Raw genomic sequence first — 14,475 nt, 5'->3', positions numbered from 1 at the left:
CGCGTCTAAAAAAGAGCGAGCCCGTCTTGAAAAATCCTCCTCCAGTCAGCAGGCCCCGCCCTTTGGGACGGCCCGACGCCTCATGAAAGCCGAGATTCTGGCCGTAGGGGCTGAGTTGCTGCTCGGCGAGACCGTCAACACCAACGCCGCCTGGATTTCCCGGCGACTGGCCGAAGCGGGGGTGGACGCCTATTTTCACACGACAGTGGGCGACAACCCGGCGCGCATTCAGCAGGCGCTCGCCCAGGCGTTGGCGCGCAGCGATGCCGTGATTGTCACCGGCGGTCTGGGGCCGACGCAGGACGATCTGACCGTCAGCGCGATTGCCGCGTATTTTGATGCGCCGCTGATAGTGGATCCCGTCAGCGAGGCGCGCATTGCCGAGTTTTTCATTGCGCGGGGGCTGCGCCATTCGCCTTCCAATCTCAAGCAAGCCTTGCGGCCAGCAGACGCCGGGGCGATTTCCAATCCGGTCGGGACGGCGCCGGGCCTGCGCTGGGAAGTGGACGCCCCGGACGGTCGGCGCGCGCTGTTGTTGTTGTTTCCCGGCGTACCGCGAGAACTGTACGCGATGTGGCCTGAAGGACGCGATACGCTTCTGGCGTTTGCGCGTCGACGCGGAGAAGCGCCCGCCATTCTCACCAGCCGCTCGCTGCATTTTTTCGGCATCGGAGAATCGCTTCTGGGCGAGAAAATCGCCGATTTAATGACAGGCGACGCCCCTTCTGTCGCGCCTTACGTGGGTCAGGCGGACGTGCGCGTACGGTTATCGGCGCGCGCCGAAAGCGAGGCGGCGGCGCTGGCGCTAATTATGCCTGTTCGCGAAGAAATTTGCCGCCGCCTGGCGCCCTACTATTACGGCGAAGAGGATGAAACGATTGAAGCAGTCGTCGGACGCGCGTTACTGGACAAGCGCTGGCGGCTGGCTGTTGCGGAATCGTGTACCGGCGGACTGATCAGCGCGCGCCTTACAGACGTGGCAGGCAGTTCCGCCTATACGACGCTGAATGTGGTGACCTACAGCAATGACGAAAAAACCCGCCTGCTGGGCGTGTCGCCGGAGATTCTCCTGGCCTGCGGAGCCGTCAGCGCCGAGACCGCCTGCGCCATGGCGCAAGGCGCGCGTCAGTTGGCGGGGGCTGACATTGGCATGGCCATCACCGGGATTGCCGGGCCGGGAGGGGGCTCGCCTGACAAACCCGTGGGGCTGGCCTGGATCGCCTGGTGCGGCCTGGGCGCCGCGCCCATCGCCCGCGAAATCCGCGTCAATCCGACTTACGCCCGCGCAGACGTTAAGCGCTGGTTTAGTCAGTACGCGCTGTTTTTCCTGTACCAGTATCTACGCGGGGAGCTGACGCCTGAGGCGTCGCGGGATTAATACCGCCATTACAGGGCCTTATTAAGGCGAATCCCCGCCCTGCAACGCAGAGACGGGGATTCTGACGGCTTTTAAGTCGTTTGAGAAAGCGCTCGTACTTAGACGAGGCGCGACTCGACGACTTTCCAGTTGACGTTTTTAAAGAAGGCGTCGATGTACTGAGGACGCTCTGAGGGTTTGTAATCGCCCACGAAGGCGTGTTCCCAGACATCCATCACCAGAATTGGCGCGCCGCCGACCGGATGACCAATTTCGTGCTCGCCTATCCAGTAGTTGCAGAGTTTTCCGCTGTGACGGCACTGATACAACACCGCCCAGCCGATACCGCGGATTTTACCCGTGCTTTTAAAGTCGGCTTCCCAGTTCGCGACACTGCCGAAATTCTCTTCCAGCGCTTTGGCCAGACGAGAATTGGCAGGCAGCGCGCCGCCTTTGGGGGCCATATTTTCAAAGTACAGGTCGTGCATCAAGACGCCGTTGACTTCAAAACCGAAGCGGCGCTTCAGTTCATTCCATTCCGGCGAGCCCTGTTCAAGCGTGTGGAGCTTATCAGACAACTTGTTGACGTTGTCCACATAGGCCTGATAGAGCTTATAGTGAGCTTCCATCTGCTCGGCCGAAATACCGTCGAGCTCTTTGATATGGGGGTAGCTTTGCGCCGTGGCGCATTTATTTTGGGTAGCAGTGGCCATGGGGAAGGGTCTCCTCTCTGTTCACATCTCATTAATAAAAAAATCGATATTTAAATTGCAGGCATGAAAAACGCATCAAACCACGCGCGTTTCAAAGGCACTGAACGCAATGTCAGCCTACAGTACCACAAATTCGCCTGCGCTCCAGTCCGCCGATCGGCTAAAATCAGCCGCCATGGCATTTTATTTCAGAGTATAAAGCGTTTAAACGCGCCCGAAAAGCGTTCGCTGAGCGGGCTCTGCAAAATCGCAACTCTGGTAATGCGGGGTCTCGCTTTTCGATCCCGCGCAGTGACGAAAGCGCCCGGCGATGCACGCTGGGCTCCTTCCTCGAAACCATTCCCCAGCGGCGGGCCGCCCTTGGCGCGACATCCCATCTGCGGCCCCTGCGGCTTCAGGAAATTTAAGAGAAAAATTCAGACAAGAAGAAATTCTCTCCGAAAACGCGATCACTCATCAGTCATCAGTGGGGTCTTGTCAGAGTATCCGACGCCGAACCTAAGGCGAGGCGGCGAAGCGGATTTCCGCGCGTTGGCCCGTGCGCTGATTCGCGCGCTCGACGGCCTCCCTGAGCAGGCCACACGAGGCGCACTGGCCGCAGTGCTGCGGTCCGCCGCCGTAACAGCTCCAGATATGACGAAACGGAACACCCAGCGACAGGCCGCGCTCGATAATCTCGGCTTTGGTCATGTCTCCCACCGGGGTTTCCACCTGAATATGACGCAGGGTCGAGAAAGCAAACGCGGCGCTCAGCGCATCGCGGTAAGCCTGCGTGTTATCCGGGAAGCCTTGGGCTTCGTCGGCATTGGCGCCAAACACCACCGCATCCGCTTCAAGCGCCTCAGCGTAAGCGGCTGCGATATTCAGCAGCACGCCGTTTCGATTGGGAGCCCACACCGCGCGCGTGCTGTCGGGGATCGCCGGGTCACGCGGCGTCACCGGCCCTGCGGCCGACTCGCCATAAACCTGACGGGCCATCTGCGGGGGCAGGAGTTGATGAAACCACGGCAACGCGACCCATTCCCAGCGAACATTAAAATGAGCGGCAATCGCCTGCGCGGCCAGCTTTTCGGCTTCGCGCGCACGCTGGCCGTAGTCGATCGTCAACGCCAGCGCGACGTCGCCCTCCGCGTGGGCGATAGCGAGCGCCACCACGGAATCAAGTCCGCCCGACAGCAGAACCACCCGCCTTTTAACAGCGCTCATCTCGCGGATTCCTCCCGTTGTTTAAGGGATGTAAGTTTCCATTTCGTCGCGGACATATTGGGGCAGGTTGTCAGACTCAATCCACTCGCGGATGGCCGCTTCGCCGCCGAGCCGAAACACTGCCGAAACAGCGGCCAACGCCACTTCTTCATCGGAATCGCGCAGGAGCTCTCCCACATTCGGCACAAATCGCGGATCATCAGTATCAGCCAGAGCTTCTACAGCCGCCAGCCTGATAGAAGCCGCACTGTCGCGCAGCGAGCGCACCAGACTATCGGTCACGCGCCGTTTATCGCCGCTTCGACGCGAAAGACGCCCCAGCGCCTCTATGGCCTGCTCTTTAAGAAAGATAAATTTATCCCGCACGCCTCGCTTGGCTTCCAGCAGGTCGAGGAGCGAATCGATCGCGCGAATATCGCCGAGCATCCCCAGCGCCTTGGCCGTCGACTCGCGCAGGTAGACCGACGATTCGCGATCGTCCTGCAAGATGTCCATCAGCGAGTTCAGCGCATGCGGATTGCCCGCGCGACCCAGACTTTCGGCCGCCGACATGCGCAGGCGGTAATTCAACGCGCGGTCGTTGAGAATGCTCATGAGGGGAATCACGGCCCGCTCATCCTGAATCTTGCCCAGCGCCTGAACGGCGGCGCAACGCAGGCGCAAGGCCTCGTCGGTCTGCAGAAACGCGGCTCCGGCGTCTCCCTCATATACGCGCAGATTCAGGCCCAGAGCGGCGTCGATCAGGATCATCACCGCGCTGAGGGCTTGCAAACGGCCCAAGGCGCCAATGGCATGCGTTACGATGCGGGGCTTCTCCTCGCGCTGAACCAGATCAATCAGGCACATCAAGCCCTTGGGGCTGGTCAGGCTTCCGCGCGTATTGCCCAGTAAGTTGCCCAGCTCGGTAATGCTGCGAATGCGCTGCGCATCCGACTCGCCCGCCTGCCCCATCGCCTGCGCAATCAATTGATCCTGTTGTTCCGGCGAGGAGGAGGCCATCCAGCGAGTCTCCGGCAAAGGGAAAGGCGGCTGCAACGGATGCGGCAATCCCGCAGAACAGAAGCGCCATGCGCGCAAGCCAACGCGCGTGACGCGAGCGGTCTTCACCCCAGAACGAGGCCGCCCGCAGCGCGTAAAAATGCGCGCCAAGGTGTTTTATACCACCGATGCGCCATGAGGAAAAGCCGTGAAAATGGGAAATTTGCTGATATGGCGCCGATATCAACAGTCGGATGCGCCTTCGCGAGGGATCGCCAATCGCCCTGGAGCACAAGGCGCGCGTCGCGGAGGATTCGCCGGGAGGATTTTCAAATCTAACGCATAATTTGAAAATTATTAATTATTATGAACATGCCCCAAATGCCCTATTGCTCTGATTTTGGGGCTTGACACAAAATCATTGTATCTTTTTATTACTGCTTTCAGGCGATCGCCTGTTATAATCGCCTCGACACCCGCCCCTTTCCCAAAATTGATAGTGATACGTTGGGCATGCAATTTGATAGAGGAGTTAGAGCCCGTGCTGACGGATGCTTTTGAAAACGATAGCTTTGCGCTGGAGCCCGATAATCTGGTTGTCGGGACGTTTAAGCGCTGGAGTTCGTCTGCGGTCGAGTGCTATCTGCGCAAAGCCAATTGCGACGGATGTTACTACAAGCGATTTTTCTCAGACCGGCCCTACGACTGCAAAATGTATCTGGCCGTCGACCAGTTGCTCGACAGCAACGGTCCGCCCAGTAATAACATGATTTCGCGGCACTCCTGACAACGCGCCGCGCTTGGCGCCGTTGCTGGTATGATGAGCAGGCGCGCGACGCGCTTTGACGTCGGGCGGTCTGTCAGCAAGGGAAGGTTTGAACAATGCTCGGCAGTTGGATTCGTGTTCTAACGCCGCCGATTCTGGCGTTGTTGCTGTATTGTGCGCCGATTCGGCTTCAGCAGCGGCAATTGCTGGGGCTGGCGTTTTGGCTATGGCTTGCGGGCGGGGTCTCGTTGATGATTAACGGCGTGATTCGCCTGTCTCAAGGAGCGCCGACAGTTCCGGCGTGGGTGGCGGCGCTGGCGATCGCGCTGGCGGTTGTCATCGGCGCAGCCAAAGGCCTGTTTGTTCTGAGTAAGACGTCGCAGCGCAATATTGCGCGCATTCAGGGCTTAGAAGGCCCGCAGCGCGCCAGCGCCGTCTACGCCCTGCCCAGCTGGATTTTAATCGAGGCGATGATGCTGTTCAGCGCAGCGCTCACCTGGCTCCACGTGCCCGATCTCTGGCGCGGCGCGGTGAATCTGGCCGTGGGCCTCGCGTTGGTTGCCAGTAGTTTACGTTACTGGCGTCGCGTGGGAGCCGCTCACGGTTCGTAATACGTAACGCACTGCGTATCGGTCTCATACACCCGCACGCGGTTGACTTCCGGGATGTCGCCCTTGAGGCGTCGATAAATATAGCGCGCGATAAATTCCGCGCTGGGACTTTCGCCGCCAAATTCGGGCAGGGTATTGAGATCGCGATGATCAAGCGAGTCGACCAGCGCGCCCAGCTTCTCTTTGAGCAGGGTAAAGTCGTAGGAGATATTGGCCTTGTCGAGGGTTTCGCGCACGACGTAGACCTGCACGACGTAATTATGGCCGTGGGGGCGCTCACACTTGCCCTTGTAATTGAGCAAGTGATGCGCGGCGGCAAAGTGTTTTTCAACCATGGTCTCGAACATAGAGCGTTTGTATCACTATGGCCTTCAAAATGCCAGCGTCTGTTGCCGCGGGCGCGCAGCGCTTGAAAACCCGCCGGGCTTTGTCGGATAATAGGGCTCCATCGGGTCGGGATGTGGCTCAGCTTGGTAGAGCACTACGTTCGGGACGTAGGGGTCGCTGGTTCGAATCCAGTCATCCCGACCAGAATTTCGCGGGGGTTGGGGAGAGGTGGCGAGTCGGGAGCGGGGTCGCGTGGCGATCATTGCACAGGCGTAAAAGGGGCGATTTCAGTGCGGCCAAGGCTTCCCAAGGCCCTGCCCAACAAAGACATTAATATATTTAAATCGCTATGCTTTTATAAAAACAGATGATATCATGCTCCTTGTAGTAGGAAACCAAACGGTCACTTAATGAGGAGTTTTACCATCTATGTCTGGCAAAGTTATTTCAGGCAATATCACGTATGACCAAGACGAGGGCTTCTGGCACAATATCTGGAACAAATTGAGCGATATTGCTTCCGGAATTGGCCATGTGGCAGCGACTGTAGCTCCGTATGCCGCAGCAGGACTCTCTGCCGCAGCGCGCCAATACGGCAACACCCCTTCTTCCCCAAGCGCTGATTTCCGACGTCCGGTCAAAACGCTCGTTTCGTATTTGCCCCCACAACAGCCCGTGACGCTGCTACCAGAGATCCTGCCAACGACGAGGCTCCCTCTGGACTTTATTCCGGAGCCCTTAAAACAAGCCGAGCGCCCCAAACAATCGTATTGGCCTTCAGCGAATCCAGAGGCATGGGAAACACCGGCCCGGCAGGCCATGCAGGCCCTTTCCGCCAGTTCCAATTTTTCGCAGGAAGCGCAGCGCCCTTTACAGAAAAATTCCGGCGGCGCCATTCCAAATCCGCTCCATACCGCGCCTATGACTGACACTATTGCGCCCGCCACCTTACCACCCGCCACCTACACCGATCACTATCACATGCAAACAGACCTCTGGCCCAAAGTACAAACAGGCGAGATGCTAAGCGATGCGGAAATGAAGCAGCTTTTTCACAGTATTGATTTACATCGCTACGGCGCGCAATCGCAAGCGCAACACATGCAAGCGGATGCCGCGCAAGCTTATGCTGAGCAGAAGCTTGCGGAAGCAATGATTCGTAATGCGCTCCGAACACCCACTGGCGAGGTGTTATTCAGCCGCGTCCCCATTGCCTCGCAAGACGCCCTAAAAGTCGCTTTACAGGACGTGCGGCATTTCCAAAAAACGGACTTGCATCTCACGCCGGGGCAAGTAAGAACCGCGAAAGACGGAAAAAATAAAAATGAAGAGATGAACAAATATTATTTTCAAAGAAAGCAGTTCGCTATTTTAAAGAATCATGGATATCCCAATAAAGAAATTTTGAACATCTTAAAAGCTGAGGGAGAATCATATGAATGGATTCTTTCGAAATACAAACCGACAAATAGTAACCGAATTGACTGGTATGAATTTTCAGATATCGTAGATTACATCGCAAACACTTCCAAGCATGACGAAATATTCAGGATGCAATTATGGCTTCTTTTTGGTACCAATGTCCATTCTCCTTTAAATCAATTCCTAGACAATACAAACAAATACCTGCCAAAGAAATACCACAACACAGGCAAGTACTATTATCACAACCCAGAAGAACAGATGCATCATTATCTTGGTGGTGTCACCGGAAATCTTGAAAACTCCCAAAATAACAATGAACCAGTTCAAACATGGTGGTTCGAGCTACAAGAAAAATTGAGACATGGAGACTTTAACCAAGGAGATTTTGATATGTTTCAGGACATCCGAAAGCATCGTGACGACTTTCGAAATGCTTACCCCTATGGCAGATTTACTGTCGGAAGAAACATTCGACGCATTCTTTTTCCTAAATAAAGCTTGAGAAACGGACATCCTTTTTACAACGAGGAATATTTACCTTGAAAATTTTATTTTTTGGCATAGCCTTTAGTGTTGTCACTGTAATAATAATCTTCTTGTCGCCCTCAATCTATTGGCACAGATCCTTTGAGACAAACATTCCCCTAGCGACACACGCACAGCTAGAAAAATTACCCGGATCGATTATTTATAGAGATTTAAAATATACTCCTGGCACTGGAAGGACTGAATTATTAACAACGCCCCAGATCCAAGAATATAACGCCTCCTCTCCTAAGAATCCTCTTATAAGTCCAAACCAGCAGTATCAGATCATTTTGGGGTACAGGATCGGGGAAAAGCTTCCTTCTCCTCCCAGCCTTAAACGCTTCGCCCTCCCAGGACAAGAGATTATTTATAACCTCAAAACGAATCGCTACCAACTCCTGGTGAAAGACCTTCAGCATGATATTGATGAAATCACCTATATTAAAGGGATTAGCTGGTCGCCAGATAGTCGTTATTTAGTATACCCTTTGAAATATGAAAGCCCGGAAGACGACTCAGAACGAGGCGAATATGTTGTCATTCAAGAAATTGAAACAGGCAAGGCGTACCGATTATTTAAGGAGCTTCAGCCTTATAACTTAAGCTACTTATGGATTCAGGATAGCTAGCGAATAAGACCCGCCACAAATGACCTATCTTAAAAAGACCATTTAATCCTAACAATCATTTCAAAAAAAAGAATTGCAGGCAAAATTGGAAACCAGACTAAAAAAACAAAAAAGATGTATTTTCTTCTCCTGCTGCAGAATTTTGTAGCAACCAGCAGCGCGACACTCAAAAAGAAAATGCCACTCACAATTATATAAGAGAACCAAGAAAACATTGAGTCTGTATTTGTGACTATCCTTAACAGGAAAATCAAAATATAATACAAAGGGTATAAAAGAAGAAGCCCTGTTAATACTCTAAATATTTTTATATCTAGGCTTTTGCCAGAAAGCATCTTTTTGGCAAAAAATTTTATAATCCCCGACATTTGAAATCCAACACTCATTTTTTACCGATTCCAGTTCGACTGATTCTGAAGGGGATCGCAAGACGCTTTACCACTTCATCCATCATTTTTATCACAATAAGGGATCGAAGAGGATCCCAGTGCTCATACTCACCTGTGGAAAACGCCACCCAGACTGCCAAGGGCTCATGACGCTTAGACCAGAAAACGAAGTATTGATAAGCAGATTCAAGACGATACTCCTTGGGCTCTAGTATGAACCGACTCGAAATCACAAGGCTTTAAACGACTTGAGGCATTCTCACAATAGTTCTTAACCGCAAAATATGCGGTTTCTTTTGCCTCTCGAGCCGTTAAAGGCTTGGACAGGATATTCCAGTACGGGTGATAATGAATCACCCACCAAGTACTCGTAGCAATGATAACAGCACTCACGCCAAGAAGAATGGGTATCCATTTTAGAAATTTTTTCAACATGCGCTATTCTTCACACAATTTAGAGCTTAACATCCATTATTATACATGCGACTGCGACGCCAACTTGCCGATATTCTGCGAATCGTTGCGTTTCACGACCCTGCCCTGGCCGACAGTACCGACGGCGATGACGCCGCTCTGGTTGTGGCGCTCAAGGATCGACAGGGATATGTGTACTGCCTGGACGCCATTGTGGAGCGGGTTCCTCCTTCGCAACAAATTGAGCAGGCGCTCCTGCTCCAGAAAAAATATGGGTTTGAAACGCTGTATCTGGAAACGAATTGTTTTCAGGGACTCCTCAAGACCCTCTATCAAGAAGCCATTATCGCCGCCGGCGTCAACCTGCGGGTAATAGGCATCTCTCAGCAAAGCAACAAAATCAAGCGCGTCTCGTCGCTCGAACCCCTGATCGCCAATGGCCATTTACTCTTTACAGAGTCGCTTTCACCGCGCTTCTGGCAGCAGATGACGCTGTTCCCCACGGGAAAGGACGACGGACCCGACGCCTTGCAAGGCGCGGTTGAACAGCTTAAACGTCCGCTGGGACAGATTTCGTTTCATGACAACTCTACGACCGGGCTATTTTAAGCGCCGTCCCAGAGGCACTGATTTTGGCAGCGGCAAGTCGCTTAAATAGGCGTGCGCCTGCGCCCAAACCAAGAACATCCGAAACACCCGAATCTTTTGTTAACCGTGAGGGGAGAACGAGACGCTCCTGAGGCCGTATACAACAAGGTACTGGATTTGAGGAATTTTCCCCACCCGACGCGTTTTTCCCCACTTCGCCAGCCGGACGATTAAATAGCCCTTTTCCACATGAATATCCTCCCGTCTGCGACAACAGTTCCACAATGATACGATCCAGCGGCTTGTCGCAAAACGTCAGAAGCCGCTCAATCCCGGATTCATCCACCGTCAGCTTGCGCGGGGGCAAATAGCGACGGGGTTTGTATTTGCCCATCTGCTTCAAAAATTCTGCATCCAATTCTCCCTGCTCGATCAGATATTTACCCAGACAACGCAAAGACTCGTAAATTTTAAGACGCTTGGCAAACTGCCCCACAGGCGCCGTGAGCATCACCGTTTTCACGTGCGCCAGATCCAGTTCTTCGTAGGCATTTAAATACCAGCGCGCATACAACACGTAGTTCTTAATCGAACCCTCGCTGAAAGGACGCCCCCCCATCAATCCACAACGCATCGCCGCCTCCCAATACCCCAGATGCTCCAACGGCTTCGACATACTCAAATCTCCTCGCGTAAACTCAACACGAGACTATTCATCACTCCCATTGCGCCCAAAAGCAACTCCATTTGAGCGCCAACGCCATACCGTTACACCGATATTCTGCCGAAACGCTGAAAAGCCGACATGACCTTGCGCACCAGCCCGAGGTCTGGACTAAAATCGGCGGAGCCAATGGCGCTCAGCCTGGGTGGACCTTTACGCCGCCACCCTCTGGCCAAATAACGGGGGATACGCGCCCTGTTCCCATGACGCCGCCCTGTACAGATAAATGCTGCGCCAGCGTCCCCGACTCTCCAGAACCCAAAGACCAGTCTTGCGCGCCATGGGATATGAATGACCCGGTGGATAGCCGCAGCGGGAATTACTACTATTATGAAACGGATCTAACGGTATCAAATTTGCTTGCGATGAAAGCGCTGCGCGGGTACGCCTCAGGCCTCGCTTCGCAAATTGGACCCTTTGGAGTGGGAACCCATTTAGGCGCTTATAACATGGCGCTGACAATTGCAAAAGACCCCAACGGAAAGCCGGTTACGGCTCCCAATACCACATTATTGGTCAATCTGGGCAATGGTGGGACGATTCCATTCAGCAACGGCGCAGCTGGCGGCGCGTATTTTACGAGCCCGAATAACATGGCGACGCTTACAGACAACATCACCCTCAGCCTCGATGGCAACGGATATCTGAGCTATGCCACGTACCGCAAACTCTCGAATTCCCAGTTTTTCTTTGACGCCAATGGTCGCTACATTAAATGGGAAGACTCCCATGGCAACTATCTTCTGTTAAATCGCGATGCCAGCGGGCGCTTGCAGAACGTGCAGGATCCCGCAAGTGGGCGCGGATTATTCTTCGCTTATAACGCAGATGGCTTAATCTCTCAGATTGCAGACCATGCGGGGCGAACCGTCAGCTATACGTATTCGGCGGCGAAAGAGTTGCTGAGCGTCACAAATCCTGCCGGGGCCGTGATGCAGTATACCTGGACAAGCGACCATCGCATCGCCACCCGAAAAGACTATAAAAGTCAGACGGTCATTACCAATGAGTATGACCCCGCCACCGGGTCGGTCGTCAAACAAACCAACGCCGACGGCGGCGCTTACCGCTTAAGCGCCCCGGAACGAACGGCACTCAGGTGGATTTACAATCCGGATAACACCTATCAGAAGTTCGATTTCAACGCGCAAGGCATGCCCACCAAAATAATAGACGAGAATGGCAACGCCACCAGTATCTTCTACTCTCCCAATTTATTCACCAATACCCCAACGGGTAAATACATTGAGAAAACAGATCCTCTCTCTCGCGTCACGCGAACCGATTTCAACGCCAATAACCTGCCGATAACCATTACGTTACCGGATAACAATCAATATGTCATTACTTACGACGGCCTCCATCCGCATCTGCCGGCGTCGGTGCGCGATCCGCTGTGGCATTATACGTATTTCACTTATGACGCGTCGGGAAATTTAACCCAAATAAAGGATCATGACAATAAAACAACAACTTTTACTTACAACGCCAAGGGACAAACGCTGACGCGCGTCAATGCGCTTGGCAAGACCACCAGCTATACATATAACGCTCATAACGAACTGGCGACGATCACGGACCCCCTGGGCCATGTGACGACGTTTGCTTATGACAATCGGGGCAACCTGACGAGCGTGACGGACCCTCGGCAGAATGTGACGACGTTCGCTTATGACGTTTTGAACCGGCTGACCAGCGTCACCAATCCGTTGAATCAAGCGACCACTTACACTTATGACAACAACAGTAACCTGTTAACGGTGACAGACGCCAGTAATCACACGACGACCTACGCTTACGACAGCCGGGATCGCATGACCAGCGTCAATAATCCGTTGAATCAAACCACGACGTACGCTTACGACAAGCAGGACCGTATGGTAAGCGCGACGGATCCCAAGTCGCAGACCACCACGTATGAATACGACGCGGCGGGTCGATTAAACTGGGTCAATTACAATGGCCAGAAAATTTATGCGATGTCTTACGATGCAAACGACGAGTTGCTGTCCATCGCAGACGGTGACCCGCCCCCTATAATTCGGTCCAGAAATTATCTCGTAGTTGAGGTAAAAAGAAGAGACCGACAAATAGGAGGGAGATATGAGCAAACTGCGTCACAGGCCGGAGCAGATTATTCGCAAGCTGCGCCAGGCGGAGGTATTATCGGGTCAGGGGAAGACGGTAGAAGAGATATGCCGGGAGCTGGGTGTTTCGGATGCGACCTATTACAAATGGCGCAAGGAGTATGGGGGCATGGGTATCTCTCAGGCAAAGCGGCTTAAAGAGCTGGAGGCTGAGAATGCGCGGTTAAAGCGTGTGGTAGCCGATTTAACTCTGGACAAGCAGATCCTCAGGGACGCGGCAGCGGGAAACTTTTAAGCGCTGAGCGGAAGCGTCGTTGTGTGGTAAAAAGCCAGCAACGCTATGGTATATCGGAGCGCCGGGCGTGTCATGCGCTCGGCGTTTGCCGTTCCGTTCAGCGCTATCTCAAACGAAAGCCCGATGATGAAGAGGCGCTTCGGGGTGATATTATCCGTTTGGCCCGTCGGTATGGTCGCTACGGTTACAAGCGCATCACCGCCTTGCTTCGTGCTGAGGGCTGGCGGGTTAACCACAAGCGAGTGGAACGTATTTGGCGCGAGGAAGGTCTGAAGGTTCCTAAACGCCAGAAGAAGCGGAGCCGTCTGTATTTGAATGATGGCTCCTGCATTCGGCTTCGTCCCTGCTGGCCGGGCCATGTGTGGAGCTATGACTTTGTGGCAGACCGGCTGGCCTGTGGCAAGAAGATACGGATGCTCACCGTGATTGACGAGTTTACCCGCAAATGCCTTGCCATCCGTGTGGATTATCGTCTGAACAGTGATGATGTGCTGGATGTTCTGAGTGACTTGTTTCTGAGAGAAGGATTGCCGGATTATATCCGTTCAGACAACGGCAGCGAATTTACCGCTGCCACACTCAAGGAGTGGCTGTATCAACTGCGGGTAAAGACGGCCTACATTGAGCCGGGCAGCCCTTGGGAAAACGGTTACAACGAGAGCTTTAATGGAAGGTTACGCGATGAATTGCTGAATGGGGAGTTGTTCTATACGCTCAAAGAAGCACAGACGGTTATTGAAGACTGGCGTGAGCATTACAATCACGTCAGGCCGCACAGCTCACTGGGATACAAGCCACCAGCTCCGGCTGCGCGACTTCAGTATTCAGTCCCATTCCGCTCCGCTCCATGCGCCTGAATACTGAACCCCATCAACACCAAACCACTGACTTACAACTGGATCATATTTTGGGGGTTGACCAGTGATTTGTTCAATCACCGAAAGCGGGTTGCTGACCCCGCCGGACCAAAACGCGTCCCATATCCGGTCAACCTGATTACGAATTTCACCCGTTAACATGAATACCTCTCTCTTATAAACGCTGAGTATCCCTGACCGAATGCTGGCCACATTCTGAGTTTTCATTTGGACAACAACCGCCGGAAGTGCCCACTGAAAAATATGGGCTTAGGGGCAGTATCCTGATTATAGGGCAGAGAAGGATGTAGAACACGCGTATCGGCTCTGGTAACACAACGGCCATACGGCGCTCCTCATCCAACCGCAACAGCTTGACCGAGGGGTTTTTTGAAAGGGGAGCGGTATCCCCCTTGCCAATGCCCGTATGTGTACGGGGAGACCCGCAATCCCCCCAACGTCAAAGCACGGTGAGCCACGGGCGGTATCGGAGGGGCGATGGAGCCCCGCTGACGAGTAGTGAAACGGCGATACGTTTCGCTTGGCGCACAAGGGCTCGATACCCTTGAGATAGCCCTCCG

The 14,475-nt window shown here is 53.6% G+C and carries 13 protein-coding genes and 1 tRNA gene; 9 read left to right on the top strand and 5 right to left on the bottom strand.

The genetic code is table 11. The features are described 5' to 3' along the window. Window positions 1-82: 82 nt before the first annotated feature. On the top strand, window positions 83-1,378 hold the full coding sequence (locus IPK79_08060; GenBank protein ID MBK8190389.1) for a competence/damage-inducible protein A: 1,296 nt from the start codon (window positions 83-85) through the stop codon (window positions 1,376-1,378). A gap of 98 nt (window positions 1,379-1,476) precedes the next feature. Here the strand turns inward: IPK79_08060 and IPK79_08055 are convergent, their stop codons facing one another. The 3 genes from IPK79_08055 to IPK79_08045 form a co-directional block, all read right to left on the bottom strand. Continuing rightward, window positions 1,477-2,070 carry a superoxide dismutase gene (locus IPK79_08055; GenBank protein ID MBK8190388.1) on the bottom strand — a complete coding sequence of 198 codons (594 nt, stop codon included), beginning with the start codon at window positions 2,068-2,070 and terminating at the stop codon, window positions 1,477-1,479. 498 nt (window positions 2,071-2,568) lie between these two features. Then, entirely contained in the window at window positions 2,569-3,276 is a 708-nt protein-coding gene (gene queC / locus IPK79_08050; GenBank protein ID MBK8190387.1) for a 7-cyano-7-deazaguanine synthase QueC, read from the bottom strand. Window positions 3,277-3,297: 21 nt separating this feature from the next. Beyond that, entirely contained in the window at window positions 3,298-4,383 is a 1,086-nt protein-coding gene (locus IPK79_08045; protein MBK8190386.1) for a HEAT repeat domain-containing protein, read from the bottom strand. 412 nt (window positions 4,384-4,795) lie between these two features. Here IPK79_08045 and IPK79_08040 point away from each other — a divergent pair, with 412 nt between their 5' ends. Both IPK79_08040 and IPK79_08035 read left to right on the top strand, forming a co-directional pair. Beyond that, on the top strand, window positions 4,796-5,041 hold the full coding sequence (locus IPK79_08040) for a hypothetical protein (protein ID MBK8190385.1): 246 nt from the start codon (window positions 4,796-4,798) through the stop codon (window positions 5,039-5,041). Window positions 5,042-5,136: 95 nt separating this feature from the next. After that, entirely contained in the window at window positions 5,137-5,631 is a 495-nt protein-coding gene (locus tag IPK79_08035) for a hypothetical protein (GenBank protein ID MBK8190384.1), read from the top strand. On the opposite strand, the gene IPK79_08030 is transcribed toward IPK79_08035, so the two are convergent. Beyond that, window positions 5,619-5,978: a 6-carboxytetrahydropterin synthase gene (locus IPK79_08030; GenBank protein MBK8190383.1), complete on the bottom strand. Its 360-nt coding sequence runs from the start codon at window positions 5,976-5,978 to the stop codon at window positions 5,619-5,621. The genes IPK79_08035 and IPK79_08030 overlap by 13 nt on opposite strands. Window positions 5,979-6,085: 107 nt before the next feature. Here IPK79_08030 and IPK79_08025 point away from each other — a divergent pair. The 4 genes from IPK79_08025 to terL all read left to right on the top strand — a co-directional run bounded on the left by IPK79_08025 (window position 6,086) and on the right by terL (window position 9,952). Beyond that, window positions 6,086-6,162, top strand: a tRNA-Pro gene (locus IPK79_08025). A 225-nt stretch (window positions 6,163-6,387) separates the two neighbouring features. Then, a complete protein-coding gene (locus IPK79_08020) occupies window positions 6,388-7,878 on the top strand; it encodes a hypothetical protein (GenBank protein ID MBK8190382.1) in 1,491 nt (496 codons plus the stop codon). 44 nt (window positions 7,879-7,922) lie between these two features. After that, complete coding sequence (locus IPK79_08015) at window positions 7,923-8,540, top strand: hypothetical protein (GenBank protein MBK8190381.1); 618 nt, start codon at window positions 7,923-7,925, stop codon at window positions 8,538-8,540. 869 nt (window positions 8,541-9,409) lie between these two features. Then, complete coding sequence (gene terL, locus IPK79_08010; protein ID MBK8190380.1) at window positions 9,410-9,952, top strand: phage terminase large subunit; 543 nt, start codon at window positions 9,410-9,412, stop codon at window positions 9,950-9,952. On the opposite strand, the gene IPK79_08005 is transcribed toward terL, so the two are convergent. Further along, window positions 9,933-10,607 carry a hypothetical protein gene (locus IPK79_08005; GenBank protein MBK8190379.1) on the bottom strand — a complete coding sequence of 225 codons (675 nt, stop codon included), beginning with the start codon at window positions 10,605-10,607 and terminating at the stop codon, window positions 9,933-9,935. The genes terL and IPK79_08005 overlap by 20 nt on opposite strands. 251 nt (window positions 10,608-10,858) lie before the next feature. Here IPK79_08005 and IPK79_08000 point away from each other — a divergent pair, with 251 nt between their 5' ends. Both IPK79_08000 and IPK79_07995 read left to right on the top strand, forming a co-directional pair. Then, window positions 10,859-12,940 (top strand): RHS repeat protein, encoded by a 2,082-nt coding sequence (locus IPK79_08000; protein MBK8190378.1) that lies wholly within the window; start codon window positions 10,859-10,861, stop codon window positions 12,938-12,940. Window positions 12,941-13,060: 120 nt separating this feature from the next. Further along, window positions 13,061-13,894, top strand: coding sequence for an IS3 family transposase (locus IPK79_07995; GenBank protein ID MBK8190377.1), 834 nt, complete (start codon window positions 13,061-13,063; stop codon window positions 13,892-13,894). The last annotated feature ends 581 nt before the right edge of the window (window positions 13,895-14,475 follow it).

The sequence above is a fragment of the Vampirovibrionales bacterium genome (assembly GCA_016712355.1).
Lineage (GTDB): Bacteria > Cyanobacteriota > Vampirovibrionia > Vampirovibrionales > Vampirovibrionaceae > JADJRF01.
Note: the sequence above shows the minus strand (reverse complement) of the source record. Positions and strands in the feature narration are given on the sequence as shown.

Coding starts and splice junctions, on each gene's coding strand:
- IPK79_08060 (MBK8190389.1), top strand. CDS start 83: ATGAAAGCCGAGATTCTGGCCGTAGGGGCTGAGTTGCTGCTCGGCGAG.
- IPK79_08055 (MBK8190388.1), bottom strand. CDS start 2,070: ATGGCCACTGCTACCCAAAATAAATGCGCCACGGCGCAAAGCTACCCC.
- queC (MBK8190387.1), bottom strand. CDS start 3,276: ATGAGCGCTGTTAAAAGGCGGGTGGTTCTGCTGTCGGGCGGACTTGAT.
- IPK79_08035 (MBK8190384.1), top strand. CDS start 5,137: ATGCTCGGCAGTTGGATTCGTGTTCTAACGCCGCCGATTCTGGCGTTG.
- IPK79_08030 (MBK8190383.1), bottom strand. CDS start 5,978: ATGTTCGAGACCATGGTTGAAAAACACTTTGCCGCCGCGCATCACTTG.
- IPK79_08020 (MBK8190382.1), top strand. CDS start 6,388: ATGTCTGGCAAAGTTATTTCAGGCAATATCACGTATGACCAAGACGAG.
- terL (MBK8190380.1), top strand. CDS start 9,410: ATGCGACTGCGACGCCAACTTGCCGATATTCTGCGAATCGTTGCGTTT.
- IPK79_08005 (MBK8190379.1), bottom strand. CDS start 10,607: ATGTCGAAGCCGTTGGAGCATCTGGGGTATTGGGAGGCGGCGATGCGT.
- IPK79_08000 (MBK8190378.1), top strand. CDS start 10,859: ATGACGCCGCCCTGTACAGATAAATGCTGCGCCAGCGTCCCCGACTCT.